Source organism: Trichocoleus desertorum AS-A10 (genome assembly GCF_039962155.1).
Classification (GTDB): domain Bacteria; phylum Cyanobacteriota; class Cyanobacteriia; order FACHB-46; family FACHB-46; genus Trichocoleus.
In genome coordinates this window covers 191,224-214,677 of the sequence record NZ_JAMPKN010000004.1, presented here as the reverse complement: position 1 = coordinate 214,677, position 23,454 = coordinate 191,224, and the positions used below count along the sequence as shown (strand labels likewise).

General features: G+C 49.9%; 16 protein-coding genes. 5 read left to right on the top strand and 11 right to left on the bottom strand.

Translation table 11 applies throughout. The features are described from left to right. Positions 1–5: 5 nt before the first annotated feature. A complete protein-coding gene (gene uvrA, locus NDA01_RS09405; RefSeq protein ID WP_348227751.1) occupies positions 6–3,035 on the bottom strand; it encodes an excinuclease ABC subunit UvrA in 3,030 nt (1,009 codons plus the stop codon). Between uvrA and NDA01_RS09400 the strand changes: the two genes are divergently transcribed. Further along, positions 3,034–3,219 carry a hypothetical protein gene (locus tag NDA01_RS09400; RefSeq protein WP_348227750.1) on the top strand — a complete coding sequence of 62 codons (186 nt, stop codon included), beginning with the start codon at positions 3,034–3,036 and terminating at the stop codon, positions 3,217–3,219. The genes uvrA and NDA01_RS09400 overlap by 2 nt on opposite strands. A gap of 18 nt (positions 3,220–3,237) precedes the next feature. Here the strand turns inward: NDA01_RS09400 and NDA01_RS09395 are convergent, their stop codons facing one another. The 7 genes from NDA01_RS09395 to NDA01_RS09365 all read right to left on the bottom strand — a co-directional run bounded on the left by NDA01_RS09395 (position 3,238) and on the right by NDA01_RS09365 (position 15,639). Further along, on the bottom strand, positions 3,238–4,296 hold the full coding sequence (locus NDA01_RS09395; RefSeq protein WP_348227749.1) for a hypothetical protein: 1,059 nt from the start codon (positions 4,294–4,296) through the stop codon (positions 3,238–3,240). A 54-nt stretch (positions 4,297–4,350) separates the two neighbouring features. Continuing rightward, a complete protein-coding gene (locus tag NDA01_RS09390) occupies positions 4,351–6,540 on the bottom strand; it encodes a tetratricopeptide repeat protein (RefSeq protein ID WP_348227748.1) in 2,190 nt (729 codons plus the stop codon). Positions 6,541–6,582: 42 nt separating this feature from the next. After that, on the bottom strand, positions 6,583–8,898 hold the full coding sequence (locus NDA01_RS09385) for a hybrid sensor histidine kinase/response regulator (RefSeq protein ID WP_348227747.1): 2,316 nt from the start codon (positions 8,896–8,898) through the stop codon (positions 6,583–6,585). Between the two features lie 2 nt (positions 8,899–8,900). Further along, positions 8,901–12,206: a hybrid sensor histidine kinase/response regulator gene (locus NDA01_RS09380; protein WP_348227746.1), complete on the bottom strand. Its 3,306-nt coding sequence runs from the start codon at positions 12,204–12,206 to the stop codon at positions 8,901–8,903. Further along, on the bottom strand, positions 12,191–12,991 hold the full coding sequence (locus NDA01_RS09375) for an alpha/beta fold hydrolase (RefSeq protein ID WP_190435700.1): 801 nt from the start codon (positions 12,989–12,991) through the stop codon (positions 12,191–12,193). Before NDA01_RS09375 ends, NDA01_RS09380 begins: the two co-directional genes overlap by 16 nt. Before the next feature lie 114 nt (positions 12,992–13,105). Continuing rightward, positions 13,106–13,609 carry a hypothetical protein gene (locus NDA01_RS09370; protein ID WP_348227745.1) on the bottom strand — a complete coding sequence of 168 codons (504 nt, stop codon included), beginning with the start codon at positions 13,607–13,609 and terminating at the stop codon, positions 13,106–13,108. A gap of 476 nt (positions 13,610–14,085) precedes the next feature. After that, a complete protein-coding gene (locus NDA01_RS09365) occupies positions 14,086–15,639 on the bottom strand; it encodes a YcjF family protein (RefSeq protein WP_348227744.1) in 1,554 nt (517 codons plus the stop codon). A gap of 275 nt (positions 15,640–15,914) precedes the next feature. Between NDA01_RS09365 and NDA01_RS09360 the strand changes: the two genes are divergently transcribed. Beyond that, a complete protein-coding gene (locus NDA01_RS09360; RefSeq protein ID WP_190549579.1) occupies positions 15,915–16,439 on the top strand; it encodes a DUF937 domain-containing protein in 525 nt (174 codons plus the stop codon). A gap of 232 nt (positions 16,440–16,671) precedes the next feature. On the opposite strand, the gene rbp is transcribed toward NDA01_RS09360, so the two are convergent. Beyond that, a complete protein-coding gene (rbp, locus tag NDA01_RS09355) occupies positions 16,672–16,947 on the bottom strand; it encodes an RNA-binding regulator (RefSeq protein WP_190435714.1) in 276 nt (91 codons plus the stop codon). Positions 16,948–17,601: 654 nt separating this feature from the next. After that, positions 17,602–19,503, bottom strand: a complete 1,902-nt coding sequence (locus NDA01_RS09350; RefSeq protein WP_348227743.1) for a transglycosylase domain-containing protein — start codon at positions 19,501–19,503, stop codon at positions 17,602–17,604. A gap of 400 nt (positions 19,504–19,903) precedes the next feature. Here NDA01_RS09350 and tyrS point away from each other — a divergent pair, with 400 nt between their 5' ends. From tyrS to NDA01_RS09335, 3 genes are read left to right on the top strand one after another with little or no spacing between them, the layout of a single operon-like run. Beyond that, a complete protein-coding gene (gene tyrS, locus NDA01_RS09345) occupies positions 19,904–21,136 on the top strand; it encodes a tyrosine--tRNA ligase (protein ID WP_348227742.1) in 1,233 nt (410 codons plus the stop codon). 6 nt (positions 21,137–21,142) lie between these two features. Further along, positions 21,143–21,892, top strand: a complete 750-nt coding sequence (gene pyrF / locus NDA01_RS09340; protein WP_348227741.1) for an orotidine-5'-phosphate decarboxylase — start codon at positions 21,143–21,145, stop codon at positions 21,890–21,892. Positions 21,893–21,909: 17 nt separating this feature from the next. After that, positions 21,910–22,515 (top strand): hypothetical protein, encoded by a 606-nt coding sequence (locus NDA01_RS09335; RefSeq protein WP_348227740.1) that lies wholly within the window; start codon positions 21,910–21,912, stop codon positions 22,513–22,515. 1 nt (position 22,516) lies between these two features. Here the strand turns inward: NDA01_RS09335 and NDA01_RS09330 are convergent, their stop codons facing one another. Then, the gene (locus tag NDA01_RS09330) at positions 22,517–23,248 is read right to left on the bottom strand and encodes a uracil-DNA glycosylase (RefSeq protein ID WP_348227739.1); all 732 of its coding nucleotides are present in this window, start codon (positions 23,246–23,248) and stop codon (positions 22,517–22,519) included. Positions 23,249–23,454: the final 206 nt, after the last annotated feature.

Below are 23,454 nucleotides of genomic sequence, written 5' to 3'. Positions count from 1 at the left end.
CTGTACTAAGCAGGTAAGTTGGGGGAGTACTGCTCTAAAACCTGCTTCAGGTAGTGCCCGGTGTGCGATCGCTCGTTCTCTGCTACCTCCTCTGGGGTGCCCACGGCAATAATTTCACCACCTTTGTCGCCGCCTTCGGGACCGAGGTCAATCACCCAATCGGAGCAGCGAATCACATCCAAGTTGTGTTCGATCACCAAGACCGAATTGCCCTTGTCCACTAAGCGCTGCACCACATCCAGCAACTTGTGGACATCGTAGAACGAAAGCCCTGTCGTGGGTTCATCAATTAGATACAGGGTTTTACCTGTGGCGCGGCGAGATAGCTCGGTGGCTAGTTTCACTCGTTGAGCTTCACCGCCAGAGAGAGTGGGTGCGGTTTGACCGAGACGGATATAACCTAAACCCACATCAACTAGAGTTTGTAGGCGGTTAGAGGCTTGGGGAATGTTTTTGAAAAACTCGTAGGCTTCCTCCACGGTCATATTGAGGACATCGGCGATCGATTTGTTCTTGTACTTCACCTGGAGGGTTTCGCGGTTGTAGCGGGCTCCCTTGCAGACATCGCATTGCACATAAACATCGGGGAGGAAGTTCATCTCGATCACGTTCACCCCCTGACCACCGCAGGCTTCACAGCGTCCACCTTTGACGTTGAAGGAGAACTGCCCTGGTTTGTAACCTCTAGCCTTGGCTTCGATCGTCTCCGCAAACACATCCCGAATCACATCAAACGCGCCTGTGTAAGTGGCAGGGTTAGAACGAGGAGTGCGGCCAATCGGTGATTGATCGATGACAATCACTTTGTCGAGGGCATTCAGGCCATCTAGAGCTTCCATTTCCTTGGGGAAGGGAACTTTATGGCCGAAATGGTGTTGTAGCGCTGGATAGAGCAGCTCATTGATTAGGGTGGATTTACCAGACCCCGAAACACCCGTAACGCAGACTAATTCGCCTAAAGGAATTTCGACACTTACCTGCTTGAGGTTATTGCGAGAAGCCTTTTTAATCTTTAAAGCTCGGCCATTACCTTCTCGGCGTTCGGTTGGCGTGTGAATCACTTGGCGACCCGACAAGTAAGCCCCTGTCAAGGAATCAGGAGCCGCTAAAATGTCCTCAAAGCTACCTTGGGCAACAATATGGCCGCCATGAATCCCCGCGCCAGGGCCAATATCTACGAGGTGATCGGCAGCGCGAATGGTTTCTTCGTCGTGCTCGACCACAATCAGCGTGTTGCCCAGGGTACGAAGCTTGTCGAGAGTACGGAGCAATCGGCCATTATCTCGCTGGTGCAAGCCGATGCTAGGTTCATCCAAGACATAGAGCACCCCTGTAAGACCCGATCCGATCTGCGTAGCGAGACGAATTCGTTGGGCCTCTCCTCCAGAGAGAGTCATGGCGGTGCGATCGAGCGTTAGGTAATCTAGACCCACATCCAGCAAAAATTGCAAACGAGCTTTGATTTCTCGCAGCACCAAATCCCCAATTGTGGCTTGGCGATCGCTCAGCTTCAAACCTTCCACTCGGCTCAAGCATTCTTGAATAGAAACGCCAGTCAGCTCAGTAATCTGGTATTGGCCCAGCCGCACGCTCAGCGATTCTGGCTTCAGCCGTCGCCCTTGGCAAACATCGCAAGGTTGATCAACCAGATATTGCTCTAGCTTTTGCTTGTAGAGATCAGAACTGGCTTCTTCATACTGGCGCTGGAGAATGTTGAGGGCACCTTCGTACCGTCGCACGTAGCTTTTCTGATCGCGATAGCGCGAATCAACTTCAATTTTGATCGCGTCTTTGGAGCCATTCAGGATGATCTGCTGTTGCTCGCGGGTGAGCTTGTTCCAAGGTGTTTGGATGTCAAAACCGAAGGCTTCCCCGACGCTGTAGAGCAGCGAGAGATAGTAGGTGTTGTCTTTGTCTGACCAAGGGGCGATCGCGGCATAGACGGGCAAAGCTGGATTCGGCACCACCAGGTCTGCTGAGAAGGTGCGGTGACTCCCCAAGCCGTGACAGTTGGGGCAAGCACCGTAAGGTGAGTTAAAGGAGAACAAACGAGGGGACAGTTCTTCCATCACCGCGCCATGTTCTGGGCAAGCGAAGTTTTCTGAAAACACGAGTTCTCGTGGTAGCCCATACTGACCACCAGATTCTGCGGCTACTGGCACTGAATTTTTAGCTGCGTTTTTACCTGTAGGGAGAGCAACCACATTGGAATCTGTACCAGACTCAGCATCAGAGGCAGACAGAATATCAATGATAGCGATGCCTTCCGAGTGCCGCAAACAGGTAGTGAGCGAATCGACTAGACGTTCTTCTAGGTCAGGCTTCTTGACCAAGCGATCGACCACAATTTCGATGTTGTGGGCTTGGTTTTTCTCTAGCTCGATTGAGTCGCTGAGGTCGCGCACCTCGCCGTTTACCCGCACCCGGACGAAGCCTTCGGAGGTGAGGCTAGAGAGCAATTTTTTATGGGTGCCCTTCTTGCCCCGAACCACGGGAGCCAAAATTTGGAAGCGGGTACGATCGGGCAATTCCATGATGCGATCGCACATCTGATCGATCGCTTGGGGGGCAATGGAGCGATCGCAGTGAGGACAGTGGGGTTCGCCTGCCCGCCCGAACAAGAGTCTCAGGTAGTCGTAAATCTCGGTAACGGTGCCGACGGTGGAGCGGGGGTTGTGGGAGGTGGATTTTTGGTCGATGGAAATGGCGGGGCTGAGTCCTTCGATTGCATCGACGTCGGGTTTATCGACTTGGCCCAAAAATTGCCGCGCGTAGGCACTGAGGGACTCAACGTAGCGCCGCTGCCCTTCGGCGAAAATGGTGTCAAACGCTAAAGAAGATTTGCCAGACCCAGATACCCCGGTAAAGACGATGAGGCGATCGCGGGGTAGTTCTAAATCGATGTTCTTGAGGTTGTGTTGCCGCGCCCCTCGAATCCGAATGGTGTTTTGGTCCACTGACTTTGCCTGGGATGGGTGGTGTCCATTGGTAGGCTCGGTGGATTTGCTTTTGGCAGAACGGGAGCGTTGAGACATGAAGGGCAGCGCTAAACAGTCCTTAATGATTCTATCGCTGCTAATCGCTCAACTGCGATCGGCATCCCGTATTAATTGGTTCATTTTTACTAGGGTTATCCAAGCAGGCGATCAGGTTTTAGCTAAGCAGTGGCAGAGTGGAGCAGTGGTAGGAGACTCTAAATCCGCACCAGAGTTTTATTAGTCTGCCTTATTGAAATTGCTATGTAGATGATCCTTCTATTAATGGCTTGTCATAACCATTTTCTTCAGACCACTGACGCAAATGTTCTAATCTTTGCTTGTAAATTGCTGTTTCATGCTCGGATAGCTTATTGCCAGCTATTGATATAGATTGATGCATCATATTAGCCCAGTTATTAAATCCCATAGCCTTAATCAAGGATTTGTCACCCTCAATTAATTGAGTCTGAGCTTCCGCCTCAGATATATCGGGTAAGCTTGTAATCCAGTTGAGCAGATTTTGGACAGTAGAATCTGATGCTGCAATTGATTGAATGATTTGGAAGGCTGCCTGGCCGATAACTTGCTCTAATCGATCTACTTCAAATTCATCAAGCCCCCCAAAAAAAGGTATATCAATACCAAACTTAGCTGAATAATCAAAGCGAATAACCCCAGTTGGATATTTAACTAAGTGTAAGGAACATAGTATATCAACTACCTCTTTATATGCCGAAAACCATGTATCAAAAGCAGTTTTTTCGAAAGTTTGCTTGTTAGACTTGGAAATCCCAAAAGCATTTGAAAACTTATGCCCTTTTGCATGAACATAATCATGAAGATACCCAAGATTAAGCAGCGATTGCTTAATATTATGATGCTGTTGATATGTTAAAAAATTAGGGTGTTGTTCAAGTTTTCGCCAAATGTCACCGAAGCGAGGAGTATTTTCGTCTGATCTAAGCCAAGACTGGATTATCTCATGTCCATCATCATTCAAATTCCAGTACACCGATAAAAGACCCAACTCAAAACTGCCCCGCAGAGAGGTCATTGCTTGTTTATAAAACCCTAGCATGCACAAATTATACGAAACTTGAATTTCTTCCCATGAATCATGCCAAGGGAAAAAATGTCCCGACCATAAATTCTCTGTTGTTGTAGGAATAACTTTGCCGATACTTTTGTAAGCCCATGCTAATTCTGAGAGTTGCTTAGCTATGTCTGATTGTTCTTCAAGATACTGCTTCGACTGCTCATATACTGTCAAGCTCACATCACAAGTGTATGTAAAGGGAAGCATCATAATATATGCCACTGATATTGTTACTAAGAATCTCGCAGTTTGATTTTTTGTATTTTATTTAAATACCTAAGTCCGATCGCCCTCTGTCCCTTGATCATCAGAGTTTTGCTCTTCTGCTGGTGGTTCTAGTTCCTGCCCCTCTGAAGTCCGATCGCCTTCTACTTTCGGTTCCTCCAATTTTTGCTCCCGCTCTTGGGCGTCTAATTGCCGCTTAAGTCGATCGCGGGCTTCCCTAGCTTCTCGGTAATCCGACTTGTACTGCAATGCTTTGTCATAAGCTGCCAAAGCATCGGGATAGCGTTTCACATTTGTTAGGGCATTGCCCAAGCTGTACCAACTTTCGTAGTGATCGGGTTTGATTTGGACAGCTTGGTCGTAAGACGCGATCGCCTTGTCGTAACGCTTCAAGTTGTAGAGCGCATTGCCCCGGTTATACCAAGCCAAGTAATCGTTTGGGTTCAGGTCTAAGGCTTTGTCATAAGCCGCGATCGCCTCGTCGTAGCGTTGCAAGCGATGCAGCGTCCAAGCCCGACTGTAGAAAGCGAGATAGTTGCTGGGCTGGAGCTTCGTCACCTGCTCATAAGACTCCAGCGCCGCCTCATATTGCTGGAGATTGCTCTGCATATTGCCCCGACTGTACCAAGCTTGATAAAAGCGTGGCTGAAATTGCACTGCCTTGTCGTAGGACGCGATCGCCTCTTGGTACTTCTGCAAACTACTCAGCGAATTGCCCCGGTTATACCAAGCTAGGTGATAATCCGACTTGATTTTCACCGCTTTGTCGTAGGCTTTCACCGCCTCATCATACTTTTGCAGATTGTGCAGCGCCCAGCCTTGCCCATACCAAGCAGGAGCCGAATCTGGCTGCAACGTCACTGCTTGCTTAAAAGCTGCGATCGCTTCGTCGTACCGTTTGGCTCCAATCAAGGCTTGGCCTTTACCGTTCCAGGCTTCCGGAGCGTCAATGTTGAGGGCGATCGCCTGATTAAAAGACTGCAATGCCTCGTTATGTCGTTGCCAAGTGTTCAACAGCAGGCCGCGATCGCTCCAGCTTTCCCAAGACTTCGGATCGATTTGGATGGCGCGATCGTAAGCATCTAGCGCTTTGGGGTACTGCTTAAGCTGAGCCAACATCTCGCCCCGACCGTTCCACGCTTCGGGATAATCTTGGCGAATTTGAATCGCTTTGTCATAGGCGGCTAAAGCTTCCGGGTAGCGTTGTAGCGCGGCTAGAGTTTCTCCTTTACGGTACAGATCCGTGGCACTGGAGAAGTTAAAATACCGCACGCCAAAAACTGCCGCGATCGCTCCAATTGTGACTACCACTCCCCCCAGCAAGGCACTTTTTCGCCAAGAACCAAGTTTCGGCAGTTGGGTCCGCAGGAGAGAAGGAGGTTTGGGTGCGATCGCCACCGTAGCCGCTGGAGTTGCCTTCAGATCTTTGAGAGCAGCTAAAACTTGCGTGGCCGATTGGTAGCGATCGCGAAAGTCATAGCGCACCATCTTATCCAAGATATTTTGCAACTCAGGACTCACCGTGGCAGACGAGTGCCAAAGTAGCTCCCCTGTGTTGGGGTCTTTGGGTAAGTCTTGAGGCGCTAAACCTGTCAGCGCTTGAATCGCCACCATGCCCAAGGCATATAGATCGCTGGTGGGTTGTGGGTTTCCTGTGGCTTGCTCAATCGGCAAATATCCGGGAGTGCCGATCGCCACGGTTCGGGGGCTTTGGCCTGCTTGCAAAAGCGTGGTGCTGATTTGCTTTACGGCCCCAAAGTCAATCAAGACTAACCTTTGGTCTTGGTGCCGCCGAATTAGATTGCGCGGATTCACATCACGATGAATCACCTGTTGCTGATGCACAAACTCTAAAGTCTGCAACACATCTTGCAGCAACACGATCGCTTGAGCTTCTGACCATGGCACACCTGGTTGCAGTTCTTGGCTCAGGTCGTGCCCCGCAATCAGCTCCTGGACTAGATAAAACTCTTGATTTTCCTCAAAGTACGCCAGCAACCTGGGAATTTGGTCGTAGTTACCCAACTGGTGCAGCACTTGCGCTTCGGTGTCGAACAAACGTCTGGCAACTTCTAGCGTTAAAGGATCGCTTGCCTGTGGCTTCAGTTGCTTCACCACACAGCGGGGCTTGTTGGGCAAATACTGGTCTTCTGCTAGGAAAGTGGCTCCAAATCCGCCATTGCTGAGGGCGCTGATGATTTGGTAATGTCCCCCCAGAATTTGCCCAGACACCAAACTCATACGACGCCCGAAACCCGTAAGTTGAAGCGTTGCGATCGCAACTTAAGCCTTGCCATTCAGTATAGTCTGCAAGTTTTTCAATAATTCTTCGGCTGTGTAAGGTTTGGGTAAAAAGGTTTGAACCCCAATACTGTTATTTTCACCCACCTCATAGCCAGAAACCAAACCGCTCACCGCAATAATTTTGACTTCCGGATCAAGTTTTTGCAGCATCCGAATCGTCATGGGGCCATCCATCGATGGCATCATCATGTCAATCAACACCGCGCTAACTTCTTGTTGGTGCTGAGCGTAGACCGCGATCGCCTCAATTCCATCATTGGCAGTCATGACGCTGTAGCCATAAGCTTCCAAGGAAATCCTGGTGGTTTCTCGAATCGGTTCTTCGTCATCTACCACCAAAATCAATTCGCCATGCCCCTTCGGTAAGTGGTGCTGCACTTCAGCTTGCCGCTCTAAAGTCGTGGCTTTAGCCGGGAGATACACCTTAAAAGCCGTCCCTCTCTCTACTTGGCTATGGACCGTGACAAAACCGCCATGACCTTTAACAATGCCAATCACCGTAGACAGCCCCAGTCCAGTGCCTTTGCCAATCTCCTTCGTAGTAAAGAAGGGTTCAAAGATTTTATCCAAGTTGCTCGGCGAAATTCCCATGCCTGTATCTGCCACTGTCAGCACCACATAAGGGCCAACCTTGGCATCTAAATACATGCGAGCATAGTTCTCATCGATCCATAAGTTCTCGGCTGCCAAGCTGAGCGTGCCACCTTCAGGCATTGCATCACGAGCATTCACACACAAATTCATCAAGACCTGATGCAATTGCGTCGCATCTCCTAAAATCACCCACAAATCTGGCGGCAGCAGCTCTGTAGCGATGGTGATAGAACGAGGAAAAGTTTGTTTCACCATCTGCTCAATCTCAACCAACAAATGCTTAATTTGCAGGAGTGTATGTTCTCCTTCTAAGCCTCTAGCAAAGGAGAGTACCTGCTTCACCAAATCAGCACTACGTCTGGTGTTAGACTCCAAGATTGAGAGTAAGGTGCGGCTTTGCGGATCTTGCACTTTTTTCTCTAGCAACTGTACCGACATCAAGATCGGCGCTAGAGAGTTATTTAGATCATGAGCAATGCCACTCGCCAAAGTACCAACACTCTCTAGCCGCTGAGAGCGCAGAAACTGAGCTTCTAATTTTTTTTGCTCTGTGATATCGGTATTCACCATCAAGATTGATTTTGGTTGGCCGCTCTCGGCCTGCACCAATGTCCAGCGGCTAGCAACCACAATAGCTTTTCCCGCTTTAGTTACCTGATTTAATGCACCCTGCCACTCTCGATGCTCTTGCAACCAAGTTAGATCTTGAAGGAAACGCGGCAGTGCGGCTTGAGGTAAAAACTCATTGACATTTTTTCCAATAACTTCGCTAGCCAACCAGCCGTAGAGGCGCTCTGCTCCCTGGTTCCAAAACACAATTTGGCTATCGAGATCTTGCACCACGATCGCATCGGTCGTGACATTCAGAAGCGCTGCTTGCTCTCGAATTTTCTGTTCGGCTTGCTTGCGCTCGGTGATATCCATCGTGACGCCTAGCATCCGGATAATCTGACCGTTGGCGTCGTAATCTCCTTGACCTTTAGCCGCAACCCAATGAATGCTGTCATCAGGCCATTTCACCCGTAACTCAATATCTAGGCTAGTACCAGAGGCGATCGCTGCCTCCGTTGCTTGACTCACAACCGCAGCATCCTCCGGATACACCATTGCTAGCAAATCTTCTGAGCTGCGAGTGAGGACGGTAGGAGCTAGCCCTAGGTTATGGGCTGTGGTGGCCGACATCATCACTTGCCCACTGCTCATGTCCCAATTCCAAGTGCCCATATGGGCCGCTTCTAGCGCTAGCCTGAGCTGATCTTCACTCCGACGGGCACGTTCTGTCTGCTGCTGTAGTTCTGCGGTAGTGCGGTTCGTTTCTAACAGTCTTCGCACCCGTTGCCGCAACACTGCCCAATGGATCGGCTTGGTGACATAATCCGTGGCTCCAGCGACGAAGGCTTGATCCACCGAAGCAGGGTCATCTAAGCAGGTAATCATCAAAACAGGGACGCGATCGCCTCCTGGCAGGGTGCGTAGTTGGGCACAGCAAGCAAAGCCATCCATAATAGGCATCAAGGCATCCATGAGAATAATGTCTGGATGCACTTGCTGGTAAAGCGTCAGTCCTTCTTTTCCATCTTTCGCTTCTACAACCTGGTAGCCCTCTTGCTTAATCGCTTGAGCCAACAGAAGGCGCATCGAGCGGTCATCGTCGATCAACAAGACGAGGGGAGAATCAGAGAAGGGGAACACACTGGTCATCGTTAACAAGTTTGCAGTTCTAGGTTCAAAGTCGCTTTAACTCGTTCGTATTCAGCCTCTAGATGCCGCAATTGAGGCAAGCTGACTTGCCAGTCTGTTGCCATCATACCTGTACGCCCTATCACCTCTAATTCTTGGCACAACTGAGCCAGAGTCACAGCTCCTAAGGTGGCGCTGCAACCTTTTAAGCTATGAGCGGCATATCGCAGCGCTGCGGCATCTTGTTGCTGTACAGCCGCTTGGATTTGGGCGATCATTTTGGGGGCATCTTCCAGATAGTTATGAATCACCACGGCCAGCATTTCAGCCGCATTTTCACCTAACATTTCTTGCAGCGCTGCGATCGCCTTGGCATCTAATGCGCCCTTGGTATCCCATTCGGTAGGCATAGTCGTCACTGGGGTTAGGGCTAGTTCTGTACCTGGATTCAAGGGTTGATCCGGTAAAACCGCAGCTTGATTCACCTTTGCTAGCGCTGACTCTGGAGCTTGCCAGCCTTGCCTGAGCAATTCCGCTAGCGCTGCCAATCGGATGGGTTTGACTAAGTAGTCACTCATCCCCGCCGCTAAGCAGGCTTCGCGATCGCCCTGCATGGCATTGGCAGTCATGGCAATAATGCGGGGGCGGGTAGCAGAGGACCAATTTTGACAGATATAGCGAGTTGCCGTTAGGCCATCCATTTCTGGCATCTGCACATCCATCAAGATCACGTCGTAACTGCGTTGTTGCAGCGCTGCGATCGCTTCTCGCCCATTGTTGACGACATCGATTTCATATCCCCACTGTTTGAGTCCACTCAGAATCACCTTCTGGTTCACCCGATTGTCTTCGGCCATCAGAATCCGCAGGGGAAGATGAGGCACTTGAGGAGAAAGAGGTGGTGAGGCAGGATAGTGGTTAGTTTGGGGTGAACCTTGATTTAGCACCTGCAACAAAGCTTGTCCAAGCTGCAACTGCTTCACGGGTTTATTGACTAGGGCTACTCTGTCTTTGATTAGGGCAACTTTGTTGGGGTCTAGATTGCCCAAGGTCGTCAATAGCACCACAGGTAAAGTTTGAAACTGGGGCAGTTGTCGTAATTCCTGGGCAAATGCCAGACCATCCTTCTCTGGCATTTGCACATCAATCACCGCCAGATCAAACCTTTCTGCCTGGTGCAGCCACGCCAGCGCCTCAGCTCCAGAGGCAGCCGTACAACAATCCATTCCCCACAATTGCATGTGTCCCGCTAAAGCCTGACGACTCGCGGCATTGTCATCTACGATCAACGATCGTTTACCCGACAACAGAGAGAACTGCTTCAGAGAAGTTTCAGACGGGGAGCCGACCAAATCTGCTGTTGCGGCTGTTGCGATCAGTGTGAAGTAAAAGGTAGAGCCTTGATTAACGGTGCTCTCAACCCACATGCGCCCACCCATCATGTCGCTGAGCTGCTTGCCAATGGCTAGACCCAACCCGGTGCCGCCATACTGTCGAGTGGTCGAAGCATCCACCTGACTAAACGACTTAAACAAGCGATCGCGGCGGTCTGTAGGAATCCCGATGCCTGTATCCTTAACCGCAAACTGGATTTCATAAGTTTGGCTAGCAGAACTTGTTGCCAGAGGGCGAGCCTGTACCGAAACCACCACTTCTCCTGACTCGGTAAACTTGACGGCATTACCTAATAGGTTCACCAAGATTTGGCGCAATCGGGTGGCATCTCCCACGATCCATTTTGGTGTTGTCGGCTCAATCCAACAGACCAGTTCAATGGCTTTTTCAGCAGCTTTAGGAGCCAGCAAATCTAGAGATGCTTCTACACAGTTGCGTAGCTCCAACGGAGCCAACTCTAGCTTTAGCTTGCCAGATTCAATTTTAGAGAAGTCCAAAATGTCATTAATAATTGTTAGCAGGCTGTCCCCACTACTACGAATCGTGGCGGTTAAATCCTGTTGATATGAGTCAAGGTCAGTCGCTAACAGTAAATCTGTGAACCCAATCACCGCATTCATGGGTGTCCGGATTTCGTGGCTCATATTAGCTAGGAATTCACTTTTAGCTTGGGTAGCCGCTTCTGCCACTACTTTTGCTTGAGCTAGCGCCTGATTTGCGCGTGAGAGTTCTTCAGTCTGCTCCAAAAGCTGACGCTGGGCAAAGTAGCGCTCTGTAATGTCATCGATCACCCAGAGCCGTCCCGGTACGTTGCGGACCTGAGTCATGGTGCTAGAAAAGCTCAACACTTTGGGCTGAGGCTGACTATAGATCCAGTTCCAGTTACGAATCTCCGAGCGCGGTTGCGAGAAAAACTGTGCCGCTTGAGTCGCAATTTCAGCTTGGTTGTCGGCGCTAGACCTTAACTGCGCCATTGCAGCGGCCAGAAGCGGCGGATCGATCGCCCCTGGACTTAAGCCAAGATGGATCGCAGCCGCTAAGTTAACCCAGCCCTGCTCACCACTTTCATCCACAAACACCACACCTTGATGGATAGTTTCGAGGATGGCTTCAAACCGAGCTTGCAGTTTATCGAGATTCAAGGTGATGTCATTGAACTGCAACAGAGTGCGTAATTCTCCAATTACAGATTCAATCAACTGCTGCATGTGAACTGGAATGGCGATTCGACGCTGCCAGATCAGTAAAATGGCCCCTTGAAAACCCCCAGGATGTTGCAAGGGCAAAATAGCGACAGACTGGGCACCTTGAGCGAGTAGAACGCGGGACGCTTCTGGCGTAGAAGCATAATCTGTGTAATAAAGGCAGCGATTTTGGGCGATCGCAGTGGCAAATAAACTAGGTGTGGTCAGGGCATTGGGTAGAGCCGTTTCTGGTAAGCAGACCAATGCCTCTGCTGTCACCTCATCCAACTGACGCAAAGCGATCGCCGCATCGGCAACCGTCACCTCTTGCAGAGACACCAGCACCCGCCTCAACAAAGCATCAGGTGTCGCTAAAGTCTCTACTTCGGTTAGCTTGGCTAGTAGCGCTTGTGAAGCCAGCCGCCACTCAATCTTTTGGCAAAATCGCCGCAACCCTACGATCAAGGCGACAGAAATACCCCAAGCGATCGCCTGCCAGATAATGGGTTCTGGCTCCAAGACAACCGCCAACCCCATTCCTGCACCTAGCAGCAACATCAGCGGTGGCAGTGGCAAGAGGAGCCCTAACCCTAAAACTAATCCCACCCACAAATCAGATGCGTCCCCCAATACGACTAACCCGCCGCAGCCGCTCATCGCCAGCGTCAGCAAAACAGGCCGAAAAGTAGGCAACCAGTCAGGATGACGTAGAGACAACTGCAACCAGGAAGTTGTTAAGTAGCCAAACATGCAGCGATCGCTTGGGTAACTGTCTCTGGAGCACTGAGGTGAGGCAAATGTCCTTCAGCGGCAATAGGGACAAGCCGACCAGAGGGGATATGATCTGCCAAATACTGCCCCACCTGGGGTGGCACCGCAATATCATTATTCGATTGTAAAATCACAGTCGGGATGTTGAGCCGCCCTAACTCAGCTCGGTGGTCCGACTGAAAGATCACGCGAGCCACCGCTTGGGCAATATCAGGCCGAATCTGCGCCAAAGTCTTGGCAAATTCCAGAGCTAGTTCCGGTTTATCCGGATTACCCATCACAATGGGCGCAAAACCACTCGCCCAAGCATAGTAGTTAGAGGCCATCGCGGCATAAAGTGCATCTAAATCAGCTTGCTCAAATCCACCGAAATAACCTGCATCATTGAGATAGCGAGGAGAAGCACTAATAAAAACCAGTTGGCTAAATCGATCAGGCTCTACTAAAGCTGCCAGCAAACTAGCCATCCCACTGACTGAGTGAGCCACCAAAACCGCTTGCTTAAGCTTTAGCTCAGCACATAAATCTAATAAATCTTCTGCATAACTATAGAGACTGCTGTAGCGACGGGGGCTGTAGGCCGAGAAATCGGATTGACCCGCTCCCACATGATCAAACAAAACAATCCGAAAATTGGGGGCAAAGGCAGCGACTTGATGCCGCCAAGCACTTTGGTCGGAGCCAAAACCGTGGGCAAAAATGATGGTTTGTTTGCCATCGCCCAACTGATTAACGTTGTTTCGCTTTAGCACGCTCGCTGCCATGAGTCGGTATCCTTAGAACCATCCTCATCTTACAAACTAAAACGAAATTAGCTTTTCAGCTCACCTGGCGTGACTTTCTTAGCTTCTCCAACATTTAGCGATCGCGATCGCTGCTTATACCCGTTCTGGTACCGCTTGGCGACTACCTGTAAGGCGTTGGTACTCTTTAGTTGCTACCTGATATGCCTTGTCGCTTTCAGCCTTGACTCGCCAGATAGCAAAAATAATTTGGCTTTGACTCAATCCTAAAGCTTGGAGGTGGTGGATACGATACCGGAGTTCCAAATCTCTTTGGTAGGCATCATGCAACAACGTCACTGTGCCCTCTGGATCGACAAAATATTCTTCAGCTAGAAGCTTAAAGTGATTCCCATCGTGAATCATGCCGTGAATTAAAGCCTTCACGCTTAGATAAGTGCGATAAGCTGAGCCGTTGCCGCCTCGATTGCCAAACAAATAAACTCGTTCTTCAATTTCTCGCAGCTTTTTCTGAGCTAAGGTAATTTTTTGAATTTGTTGCTTGACTGACCTCGGGTTAGCCGGAAGCTGCAACTGAATACTGGGTTTAATTTGGTCAATCTCTTCAATAATTTGCCGAAACACACTGCTGGTATTCATTGATACTTAGTATTTAATTCTACGGATAGAGATACCCCACCTTTCAATTTTTAATAGAGATGGGGAGATTGGCTAAAAATTAATCGTAAAGACACGATGAAAGAATAATGAACTTTACAAATCTGTTTTTAAAGATACAAACACTAGGAAACCGATTACAGGAATCGTAGATTTTTATACAAGGAATTAATTTTCAATCCGCGTCATCGGGCCCAAAATCACCCCTTGTGTGTCCCCACTCGCTTTCTCTAAACCAACTCATGCAGGAAATCACACATTTCTATCGTCCAGCTAGGGTCTGCCTATGGCAGAGTGGAAGGGTAAGGGTAATCAGATGCAGTTTTAGTTATGGGTAAGAGGCATGGACCGCTCTAAGTTTGTCGCTATCATCACCGGAGTAATTGCTGTCGTGCTCAGCATTGCTTACTTGCTGGTGGTGCAATTTTTAGACTTTCGCGGGGAGATGATTCCAGCCCCTATCGACGATCTTTCGGTTCTACCTCTAGCGGCTCCCCTGCTGTGGCATCTTCTGTCAGGGGTCTAACCACACGAGCGATCGCTTCTTGAATAAACGCTTTGACAAACTCATCACGGCGGTTGAGCTGAAATTGCCGCTGCACCACTTCCGTCATGCCGCCGTCTCCCCAATTCTGATCGTGGCGAAAGTATTCAATAAAGCTCTTGCCTGCAATCCGCGTTAGGTAAGCAGCACTGACTCCCTGAATCGCTTTCCCAACTAAAAAAGTGGCTACATTCAATCGCAAAGCAGTTGAAATCAAATCGATCGCGCCTTTGACAATGCCTAGGCTAGCCAGGGTTTTCGCTAGGGAAAGGGCCAGTTCCTTGCCTCGATCGGCGTTAATGTCGCAGCCATACACCTGACCAATCTCCACCACCATCTGGGCATTCACCGCCGCAGTAGCCAGCAAATCGATCACGGGCAATGGGGTCACCGCAATCACCCCTGCTCCAATCCATTGAAACCGCTCGACAATCTTATCGGCTTGGCGACGACGTTCAGTGTCAATTAGCGTCCGGGCTTCGTCACCCAAACGCTGAGATTGCAGCAGGATATTGTCAGCTACTAAGTCTTCGCCCTCAGCCCGCAACACCGCCGCCATCCGCTTGAGCAACGGCATAATCTCCGGTTCTGGTTGCAACCAGTCGCCACTTTCGAGCCGCACGGTTTGAGGCTGAGCCGCTACCGCCACAATATCGGCAGCTGCTACGAGATCTCGCAGGCGATCGCGCAAACGGGCCAAAATGGTTTCTCGGTCTGGATCGGGATACAAATCAGTTTTGTTCAGAACCACCAGCGATCGCTTCCCAATCTCGGCCAATCGCCGCAATGGTTCGTATTCAGACTGTCGCAGGTCGTTATCGAGAATAAAGAGTAGCAAATCAGCTTCAGTGGCCAATTGGCGGGCTCTCTGTTCGCGTTCAGTTCCCGCTACTCCCGCTTCTAGAATGCCTGGAGTGTCCGTCACCCAGATTTCTCGATTCAATTTTTTCAGCTTCAGGTGATAAGTCGCTCCCACATCCGTCGTTCCCATCGGGGCTCCGACTTGCCCGACGACCCGACCAATCAAGGCATTCACAATCGAAGTTTTGCCTGCCGATCCTGTACCAAACACCACGACTCGCAGTTCTCGCCGGGAGAGATTTTGCTCAATGGTACGAGAACGGTTGATCAAGGCTTGACGCGCTACCTCATCCTGAATTTGGGCTACTTGCTGCCGCACCGCTCGTAAGTTTTTTTCGGCTACATCTGCTTTGGCGGTTGGCAGCTTGGGTTGGGGTCGGCGAGCTTGGCGCTTTTGCAGTTGTGGCAATACGAGCAAGTAGTAAACAAACGCAGCCACCAGCACCCCTAGCAAGACAATCAGCAGTAGGAGCAGTAGATTGGCTAGGAGAGGGGCGGTAAACGCGATTGTGTAGTATAGCCGAGAGAGCGAATCAATCAGCCACAACATCAGCCCCAGCAATAAGGTGAGGCCGACAATCAATATGATCAGGCGCGACGAAGGCATGAACTCAGCCTAACCTTGCTTGATGGCACGAACTCAAACGGCGATCGCTCAGCAAATATGGCAACTGGCATGGCTACTGGCAGGCCGATGCTTTTCATTCTAATCGTCTCTAGTCGTGAGATTGGCAACCTCTGCTAATAGCTAGACGCGAAGTTATTCCGGAGCAGGCAAAATTTTAGACGAATGAGTGAACGGTCGCTTTGTCATGCAAGCGGCAGGCAAGAAGGCTAAGACCTTTGGGACTCAAGTAGTAGTTCAGTAAACAAGGAAAAACTATGGGACTTTTTGACCAAATCGTCAGCGCCATCGATAACCCAAACCAACAAGCTAATCATGGTCAACTAGGCGGCATTGTCAATGTCGTTCAGCAACTGAGCCAAAGTTCTGGCTCGAATCCGGCGGTGATGCAATCAGTTTTGTCGATTGTGGGCAACCATGTCCGCTCAGCGTTGCAGGAGAAGCAAGCGATCGCAGGTCCAGAGCAGGCTCAAGCGATCGTCAATCAATTCGGCGGCACCCAGGCAAATCCCCAAGCAGTGCAGAGTTTGTTTACACCAGGACAGCAGCAGCAAGTCACTCAAGAAACAGCTCAACAAACTGGGCTGAACGCTCAAACCATTCAAGCGATGCTGCCAATTTTAGTTCCTATTGTCTTAAATCTTTTGGGGAGTGGCACCAATACTCAAAACCCACAAAATTTAAATCCCGTGCTGGGTTCCTTTTTAGACACCAACCGAAGTGGCGGGGTTGATGTGGGAGATGTCGTTAACCTGGCGAGTCAATTTCTCGGCCATCGGTAATCATCTGACTTAATTGACCAGCAGAGCAAAATTTAGGGTAAGAGTTTTGCTCCCCTAATCCTTGACTCTTCAATTCACTTAATTCTTTGTGCCCCAAGAGCCTTAATTAGAAAAACTCTAGGGCACAAAGAAAAATTATTTGCGAAGCGCTACATCACGTCGACCACCTAACTGAGTCAACTCAATTTAGGCATTGCAGTCGATTGCTAAATTGATCTGTAACTGTAGCGGCTTAGTAGCGACTTCTCGAGGAAGCACCACTACTTTCCCGTGGCTTAGCTTTATTAACTTTTAGCTCTCGACCTAACCACTCTGCCCCATCAAGCTCAGCGATCGCGGCGTCTTCTTTTGCGTCATCTTCCATTTCGACAAACGCAAAACCCCGTTTTCTTCCTGTCTCACGGTCTGTAGGGAGGCTAACTCGACTGACTTTGCCGTATTCCGCAAAGATCTCCTTTAGATCCTCTTCAGTAGCCTGAAAAGCCAGGTTGCCAACGTAAATAGTCACAATTCTCTCCAAACCAAACGAACTCAATAGCCTGCCAGTTCCTATTAGGCCAGAGTAATAGTTCAAAAACTACATTCTCGCTCTAAATACTGAATCTAGCTTCGGTAGCGATCATATCCGATCTCTCCAGAAATTCAGTCTAATGTTAACAACATCTATACAAAAAAATTTCTTTTTACAGAAGTTTCTATAGAACTGATCTAATAGGATTGATATCAATAGGCTAGGGCTTTTGTGGAGGCAGGCCGAGTTAACTTACTCTTAACCAAAATAGTGATAATTCCTTCCTAGGCAAGGACCGCTGCAATACTTAAAAAGATGGTTCTACTGCATCGAATTTAAGAACTCACAATTTCAATCTAAAAGTATCGAGGAATACTCCTGACGCTAATAAGAATTGCTATTATTATGCGCTTTAAACTCATCAAACTTGAAGCATCAACAATTCAGGCGGCCTAATACTTCGCTTGCTCAAGCATGAGGCATTGCTTCAAGAATCGCAGTCGATAAAAGCACAGCAAGCTAAGGGAGAAGTCAGCGATCGCCCAAAAGCAGCATAACTACTAGGGCGATCGCTGTTTTCTACTTTCCCCGACGCTGCGTTATATTGGTTGGCCTCTGAGCGCGGCTACTCTGAGGTGCTCTATAGCCCTCTTAAGGCCGCTCAAAGTCCGAAGCGGGGCGGAAACTCTGTGCGGGTACGCCTCGAAGCGCTTGTTCCATGAAATCGCGCCAGATCGGAGCGACTAGAGTTCCTCCTGTGGCTCCATATCCGAGCGGAGCGTAGTTATCATTTCCTACCCAAACGGCTACCGAAAGCTGCGGTACATAGCCAACAAACCAAATATCCCGCTCGGAAGAAGTTGTGCCTGTCTTACCAGCAGCAGGGCGATCGAGGCGGGCTGAGGTGGCCGTTCCGCGCTCAATCACTCCTTGCAACACACTATTCAGCGAAGCTGAGGCCCAAGGGTCGAGTACAAGCTGAGGCTTGGGCGTATTGTCTAAGAGTAGATTGCCACTGCTATCCGTAACCTGAGCAATAAAGGTGGTCTCGGAGTGCCAACCATTATTAGCAAAAGTGGCATAAGAGCCCGCCATTTCTAGAGGTGTTAAATCAACTGCACCGAGAGGCAAAGAAATGACGGGTTCCATTGGGCTTTTAATGCCCAACGTCCGACAAATTTCAATCACCTTATTCAGGCCAATTTCTTGCCCCAGCTTCACCGCTGGAATATTTCGTGACATTTCTAGCGCCCGCCGCAGGCTCATCGCCCCTGCAAAGGTGCCATCGTAGTTCTGAGGCGAATAGTATTCGTAGCCATCTGGATAGCTCACAGGCGAGTCATAAACAGTCGAGTCAGCACCATATTTACCAGAGGCCAAGGCAGCATAGTAAACAAATGGTTTGAACGCGGAACCGGGCTGCCTCAGGGCTTGCACAGCCCGATTGTACTGGCTCTGCTTATAATCGACCCCACCTACCATCGCCTTGACAAAGTGAGTCCTGGGGTCAACAGCGACCAGTGCCATCTGATCGGCCATGTAGGAGAGACGATAGTGACCTCGGCTTACAGTATCCTCAGCAATCCGCTGGAGCTTGGTATCAATCGTGGTCTGCACCCGCATCCCTCCCTTGAGGACTGCATCGCGGCCAAAGCGTTTAGTTAGCTCCTGTACCACAGCCTCAGTTACATAGGGCATATTGCTGGCTTGGAAAGAAGTTATTTGCCCTAATTTCAGCGGTTGTTTACGAGCCGCAGCCTCTTCTTGGGGGGTGATCCATTGCAGTTCCCGCATGCGGCGCAGGACTGTTAGTTGACGCTGCTTAGCCAACTTATAGCTAACAAAGGGACTATAGTTTTCGGGAGCCTGAATTAAACCCGCCATCATGGCGGATTCGGCTAGATTAAGCTCGGAGGCATGTTTGCCAAAATAGCTAGCAGAGGCTGTTTCAATGCCGTAGGTGTTATGCCCCCAATAAACCTGATTCAAGTACATTTCAAGAATCTGATTTTTGGTCAAAATCTGCTCTAGCCGTAGAGCCAGCACGCCCTCTGCCACTTTCCGGCTAAAAGCCCGCTTAGGCGACAGAAACAAGTTTTTGACCAATTGCATGGTTACGGTGGAGCCCCCCTCCACGGTTCTGCCCTGCTCCAAGTTAGCCATGAAAGCTCGGGTTACGCCGACTGGGTTGATGCCGTGGTGCGAGTAGAAGTGACTATCCTCAATCGCGATTACAGCTCGCTTTAAGTCAGGAGAGATTTTGTCTAGGGGCACCACTTCCCGGTTTGCCTCTCCGTGGATGCTAGAGAGCAGCTTGCCTTTGATGTCATAGACGTGGGTGGTTTCGGTAGGAACATAGCTACGCAGTACCCGCACATCAGGGAGGTTACGGAAGCTAATCGCTAAACCAACTAACCCCCCAGCCAGCACAGAGCTAGATAGCATGGTGATTCCCAGGAGGGTGCCTCCTGTCACTTTGGCAACTGCCTGCACAAATTGCAGCATCGGTGCTGGGTTAGCCGGTTTTTTCTGTCCGATGGTGTTAGATGACACGGCGATTTCACTTCCTCAACACAAAAGGCGTTATTTAAGATCAAGCATTCCGAAGCGGGGGCTTCCGGAGAATTTTAACTGCGATCGCAGCTAGGTGAGCGTCTAAAGATCCCGACTTAAATCTGCGGGTTCAACTATCTTAGGTGAGACGATCAAAGCAAATAAGGAATAGATTAACCTCAATCTGGAGATTGAGAAGCGCGAATTGAAGTTCAAGATCAAGGTGGAGTCAAGGTAAGTATTTCTGAAATGTTGGCAATATAGTAGTCTGACTGTTGAGGCTTTACCACATAACGGCTGGGCACACAGTCTGCCCAAGTTTGCCCAAATCTAAATTTTTCGTATCTCCAGCCTTTTTATTCCAGTGAGTTTAGCGAACCCCGTTGCCACATTGCAAAGTATGACCTCTCTTGAAGCATCTCGTGTTGAGCAAAGCCTGGCATGGCTAGACCGGGGGACGAGTGAAATATTCCCAAACCGACCCGATAGTGATGATCCAGATGAAAATCTAATCCAACGCTTAGCTCAAGCAGACAGGCCGTTGCGAGTTAAGTTTGGTATCGATCCGACTGGAGCAGAAATTCACTTGGGCCATAGTATTCCCGTACGCAAGCTCCGGGCTTTTCAAGATGCTGGCCACACTGCTGTTTTAATTATTGGAGATTTCACCGCTCAAATTGGTGATCCCACTGGTAAGTCTGAAGTGCGCCGACAGTTAACGCCAGCAGACGTAGCTCAAAACGCTCAAACTTATCTGGATCAAGTCCGACCGATCCTAGACTTCGACACACCAGGTCGCTTAGAAATTCGCTATAACTCCGAGTGGCTCGCCAATCTTGACTTGTCAAAAATTTTAGAACTGCTCTCAACCATGACGGTGGGGCAGATGCTTGCAAAAGAAGGCTTTGCGGAACGCTACGAGCGGGGCAATCCAATTTATCTGCATGAATTTCTCTATCCCTTGATGCAGGGCTACGACTCGGTAGCAGTGCAAGCAGATGTGGAACTGGGCGGCACTGACCAGAAATTCAATATTGCCGTGGGCCGAGATTTACAACGCCACTTTGGACAAACGCCTCAATTTGGCTTGTTAGTGCCGATTTTGATTGGCACCGATGGAACTCAGAAAATGTCGAAGTCTTTAGGCAACTACATTGGCTTGCTCGAAGACCCCTTGACTATGTACTCGAAGCTAGAAAAAGTACCCGATGCACTGTTACCTCAGTACTGCGAGCTACTAACTGCTCGCGCCTTAGATGAGTTGCCCGAAAATCCGCGCGATCGCCAGAAGCTCTTGGCTCTTGATGTTGTCAGCCAGTACCACGGGTCAGAAGCCGCTGTTAACGCTCAAAAAGCTGCCTTAGATTTAATCGGTGGGGGCACCGCTCAAGGTAACGCGGTTCGAGAATTTTCTCTGACAGAAATCCAATTTCCTGCCAAGCTGTTTTACTTAGTTAGTGCCAGCGGTCTCTGCAAAACCAGCTCAGAAGCGCGGCGACAAATTCAAGGCGGAGCTGTCAGGCTGGAGGGCGATCGCGTAGATCAAGCAGACCTCACCTTCAGCTCCCCAGAGGAGTTGCACGGACGAGTGTTACAGCTCGGCAAAAAGAACTTTGTCCGTCTCGTACCGTGAGGCCCAATGTCAGTCACAGAAAAGTCAGCCACAGAAAAATCAGTCGCAGAAAAGATTATTGTGCCTCTAGATGTACCCACCGAGGCAGAAGCGATTGCCTTAGTAGAGCGCTTGCCTCAAGTTAGTTTCTGGAAGGTGGGACTAGAGCTATTTGTCAGCAGTGGCCCTAGCATCTTGACCGCCTTGAAAGAGCGGGAGAAACGCATCTTTTTAGACCTAAAGCTGCACGACATTCCGAATACGATGGCGGGAGCATGCCGAGCCGCAGCCAAATATGGCGTAGATTTGCTCACAGTGCATGCCACAGCGGGGAAAACCGCGTTAGAGGCATCTCAGGCTGCGGCTGAAGCAGGAGCGATCGCAGCGGGTCTACCTGCGCCGAAATTGATTGCAGTCACGCTCTTGACCAGCCTTTCATCCCGGATGTTAGCTTTTGAGCTGAAAGTGCCTTTAGAGCTGCCAGAATATGCCTTACAGATGGCTCTCCTAGCTCAGGAAAGCGGCTTGGCAGGAGCAGTTTGTTCTCCTCAGGAGGCTGAACAACTGCGACAAACTTGTGGTGACAACTTCCTCTTGGTTTGTCCTGGGGTGCGTCCGACTTGGGCAGAAGCAGGGGATCAGAAAAGAGCCATGACCCCAGCCGCAGCTTTACAGGCAGGAGCCAGTTACCTAGTGATTGGTCGTCCGATTACGGCTGCTCCTGACCCAGAAGCCGCCTTTGCTCGAATTTCTGATGAATTGGCAGTTGTGGCCTAGCGTGAGGAGATCCGTAGATGCGGTCATGGAGCGTCGCTAAGTTAGGAATCCTGATTCTTTGCGGGTTGAATTTTCAGCTAGGGGCGATCGCGACTGACAAACCTCCGAGTTTTCCTGTAGAGCAGCGTCCCTCGTCTCCCATTACGCTCCCTGGGCTGGCTGCTTGTCCGAGTGAATTTCAACCTGTAGTGGCCTTGCTCCTGCGCGATTTACCCGGCTATATGAACCGAGTCCACCAGCGGCTCTTCCGGCGCGATCGCTCTACTACCTCCGCTCCCTATGTGCTCCTCACCAGCCCCCCAGATTTTGAACCCTTAGCTTTAGGGCCTGGCGTTGACCAGTCAGCGTCTTCACCAGAAGCAGAAGGAGTCCACCAGGTCTTCTTCACTACTCTGGAGCGCCAGTACACAGCTGGAAAAATCATTCAGTTGCAAGGTTATCATTGGGTTTTTCTAACCCAAACCGTGAGTGGCTGGCGATTAGCCATGATGTTTTCTCACTTTGGTCCCTATCCTGCCACCCGTCCGCCTTCACCCCCAGAAAATAGCACTCAAGGAGTCACAGGCCAAGCCATCCGCACTTGGCTGCGAGACTGCCGTGCTGGACGAATTCGACCCCTCTAAACTAATCTCCTGACTGTGGACTAATCGGCGCAGAAACGCCTCTAATCTCATCCAGCTTCGTCCGTACCACTTGAATATCCTGCCACATTTGCCACTTTGGGCTTCCCGGTTCCCGCGATGGATTGCGCAATAGATAAGCCGGGTGCAAAATCGGCATACAAAGATGGCCTTCCCACTCTAGCCATTGACCGCGAATCTTAGTGATGCCGCGTTTATCCCCTGTGACCCCCCGCACCGCTGTAGCACCCGTCAACAAAATAATTTTGGGATCTACCATCCGGATTTGCTCCATCAGGTAAGGGCGACAAGCTTCTGTTTCATCTGGTGTTGGAGTGCGGTTGCCAGGAGGACGACACTTGACCATATTGCAAATGTAGACATCTGCCTCCGTGGTCAAGCGCACCGATTCCAAAATCTTTTCTAGAAGTTGTCCAGCCCGCCCGACAAAAGGCAAACCTGTTTCATCCTCATTTTGTCCGGGGCCTTCACCAATGATCATGATGGGCGCTTGCAGATTTCCTCGCCCCACCACTGCATGGGTACGGCTAGCACCTAAATCGCAGCGTTGGCACTGGTTGCAATGGACAGCCATTTGCTCCATCGCGCTGTAGGTGCCCGCTGGAATGGGTACCTTTGCACTCGTGGGAATCAAGTCTGGGTCAAAGTCCGCAGGTGCAGGAGATGCGGGAAGACCTGAAACATCAAAAAGGCTAATTTGTTCTTCGCTGGACATGAATCTTGACGGCAGATGTATCAGAATTTTCCTATCCCAAAGTATCAGGATGGAAAAAAATTTGTAAGCAAACTCAATTCACTTAAGATTTATAAATTCTAGAACCAATTCCTCACGCTTGAGAGCTGTCGCTAGGTGGAATGTCCAGCTTTAGTATTATTTGGATCACTTGTAGATAACGGGTTACATCAGCCAAGATAGTGACA

What these genes read in the sequence shown, in the direction of transcription:
- NDA01_RS09365 (WP_348227744.1), bottom strand. Translation starts at nt 15,639, where the DNA reads ATGCCTTCGTCGCGCCTGATCATATTGATTGTCGGCCTCACCTTATTG.
- NDA01_RS09380 (WP_348227746.1), bottom strand. Translation starts at nt 12,206, where the DNA reads ATGTTTGGCTACTTAACAACTTCCTGGTTGCAGTTGTCTCTACGTCAT.
- NDA01_RS09330 (WP_348227739.1), bottom strand. Translation starts at nt 23,248, where the DNA reads ATGTCCAGCGAAGAACAAATTAGCCTTTTTGATGTTTCAGGTCTTCCC.
- NDA01_RS09400 (WP_348227750.1), top strand. Translation starts at nt 3,034, where the DNA reads ATGAAGGGCAGCGCTAAACAGTCCTTAATGATTCTATCGCTGCTAATC.
- tyrS (WP_348227742.1), top strand. Translation starts at nt 19,904, where the DNA reads ATGACCTCTCTTGAAGCATCTCGTGTTGAGCAAAGCCTGGCATGGCTA.
- uvrA (WP_348227751.1), bottom strand. Translation starts at nt 3,035, where the DNA reads ATGTCTCAACGCTCCCGTTCTGCCAAAAGCAAATCCACCGAGCCTACC.
- pyrF (WP_348227741.1), top strand. Translation starts at nt 21,143, where the DNA reads ATGTCAGTCACAGAAAAGTCAGCCACAGAAAAATCAGTCGCAGAAAAG.
- NDA01_RS09360 (WP_190549579.1), top strand. Translation starts at nt 15,915, where the DNA reads ATGGGACTTTTTGACCAAATCGTCAGCGCCATCGATAACCCAAACCAA.
- NDA01_RS09390 (WP_348227748.1), bottom strand. Translation starts at nt 6,540, where the DNA reads ATGAGTTTGGTGTCTGGGCAAATTCTGGGGGGACATTACCAAATCATC.
- NDA01_RS09370 (WP_348227745.1), bottom strand. Translation starts at nt 13,609, where the DNA reads ATGAATACCAGCAGTGTGTTTCGGCAAATTATTGAAGAGATTGACCAA.
- NDA01_RS09335 (WP_348227740.1), top strand. Translation starts at nt 21,910, where the DNA reads ATGCGGTCATGGAGCGTCGCTAAGTTAGGAATCCTGATTCTTTGCGGG.
- NDA01_RS09385 (WP_348227747.1), bottom strand. Translation starts at nt 8,898, where the DNA reads ATGACCAGTGTGTTCCCCTTCTCTGATTCTCCCCTCGTCTTGTTGATC.
- NDA01_RS09375 (WP_190435700.1), bottom strand. Translation starts at nt 12,991, where the DNA reads ATGGCAGCGAGCGTGCTAAAGCGAAACAACGTTAATCAGTTGGGCGAT.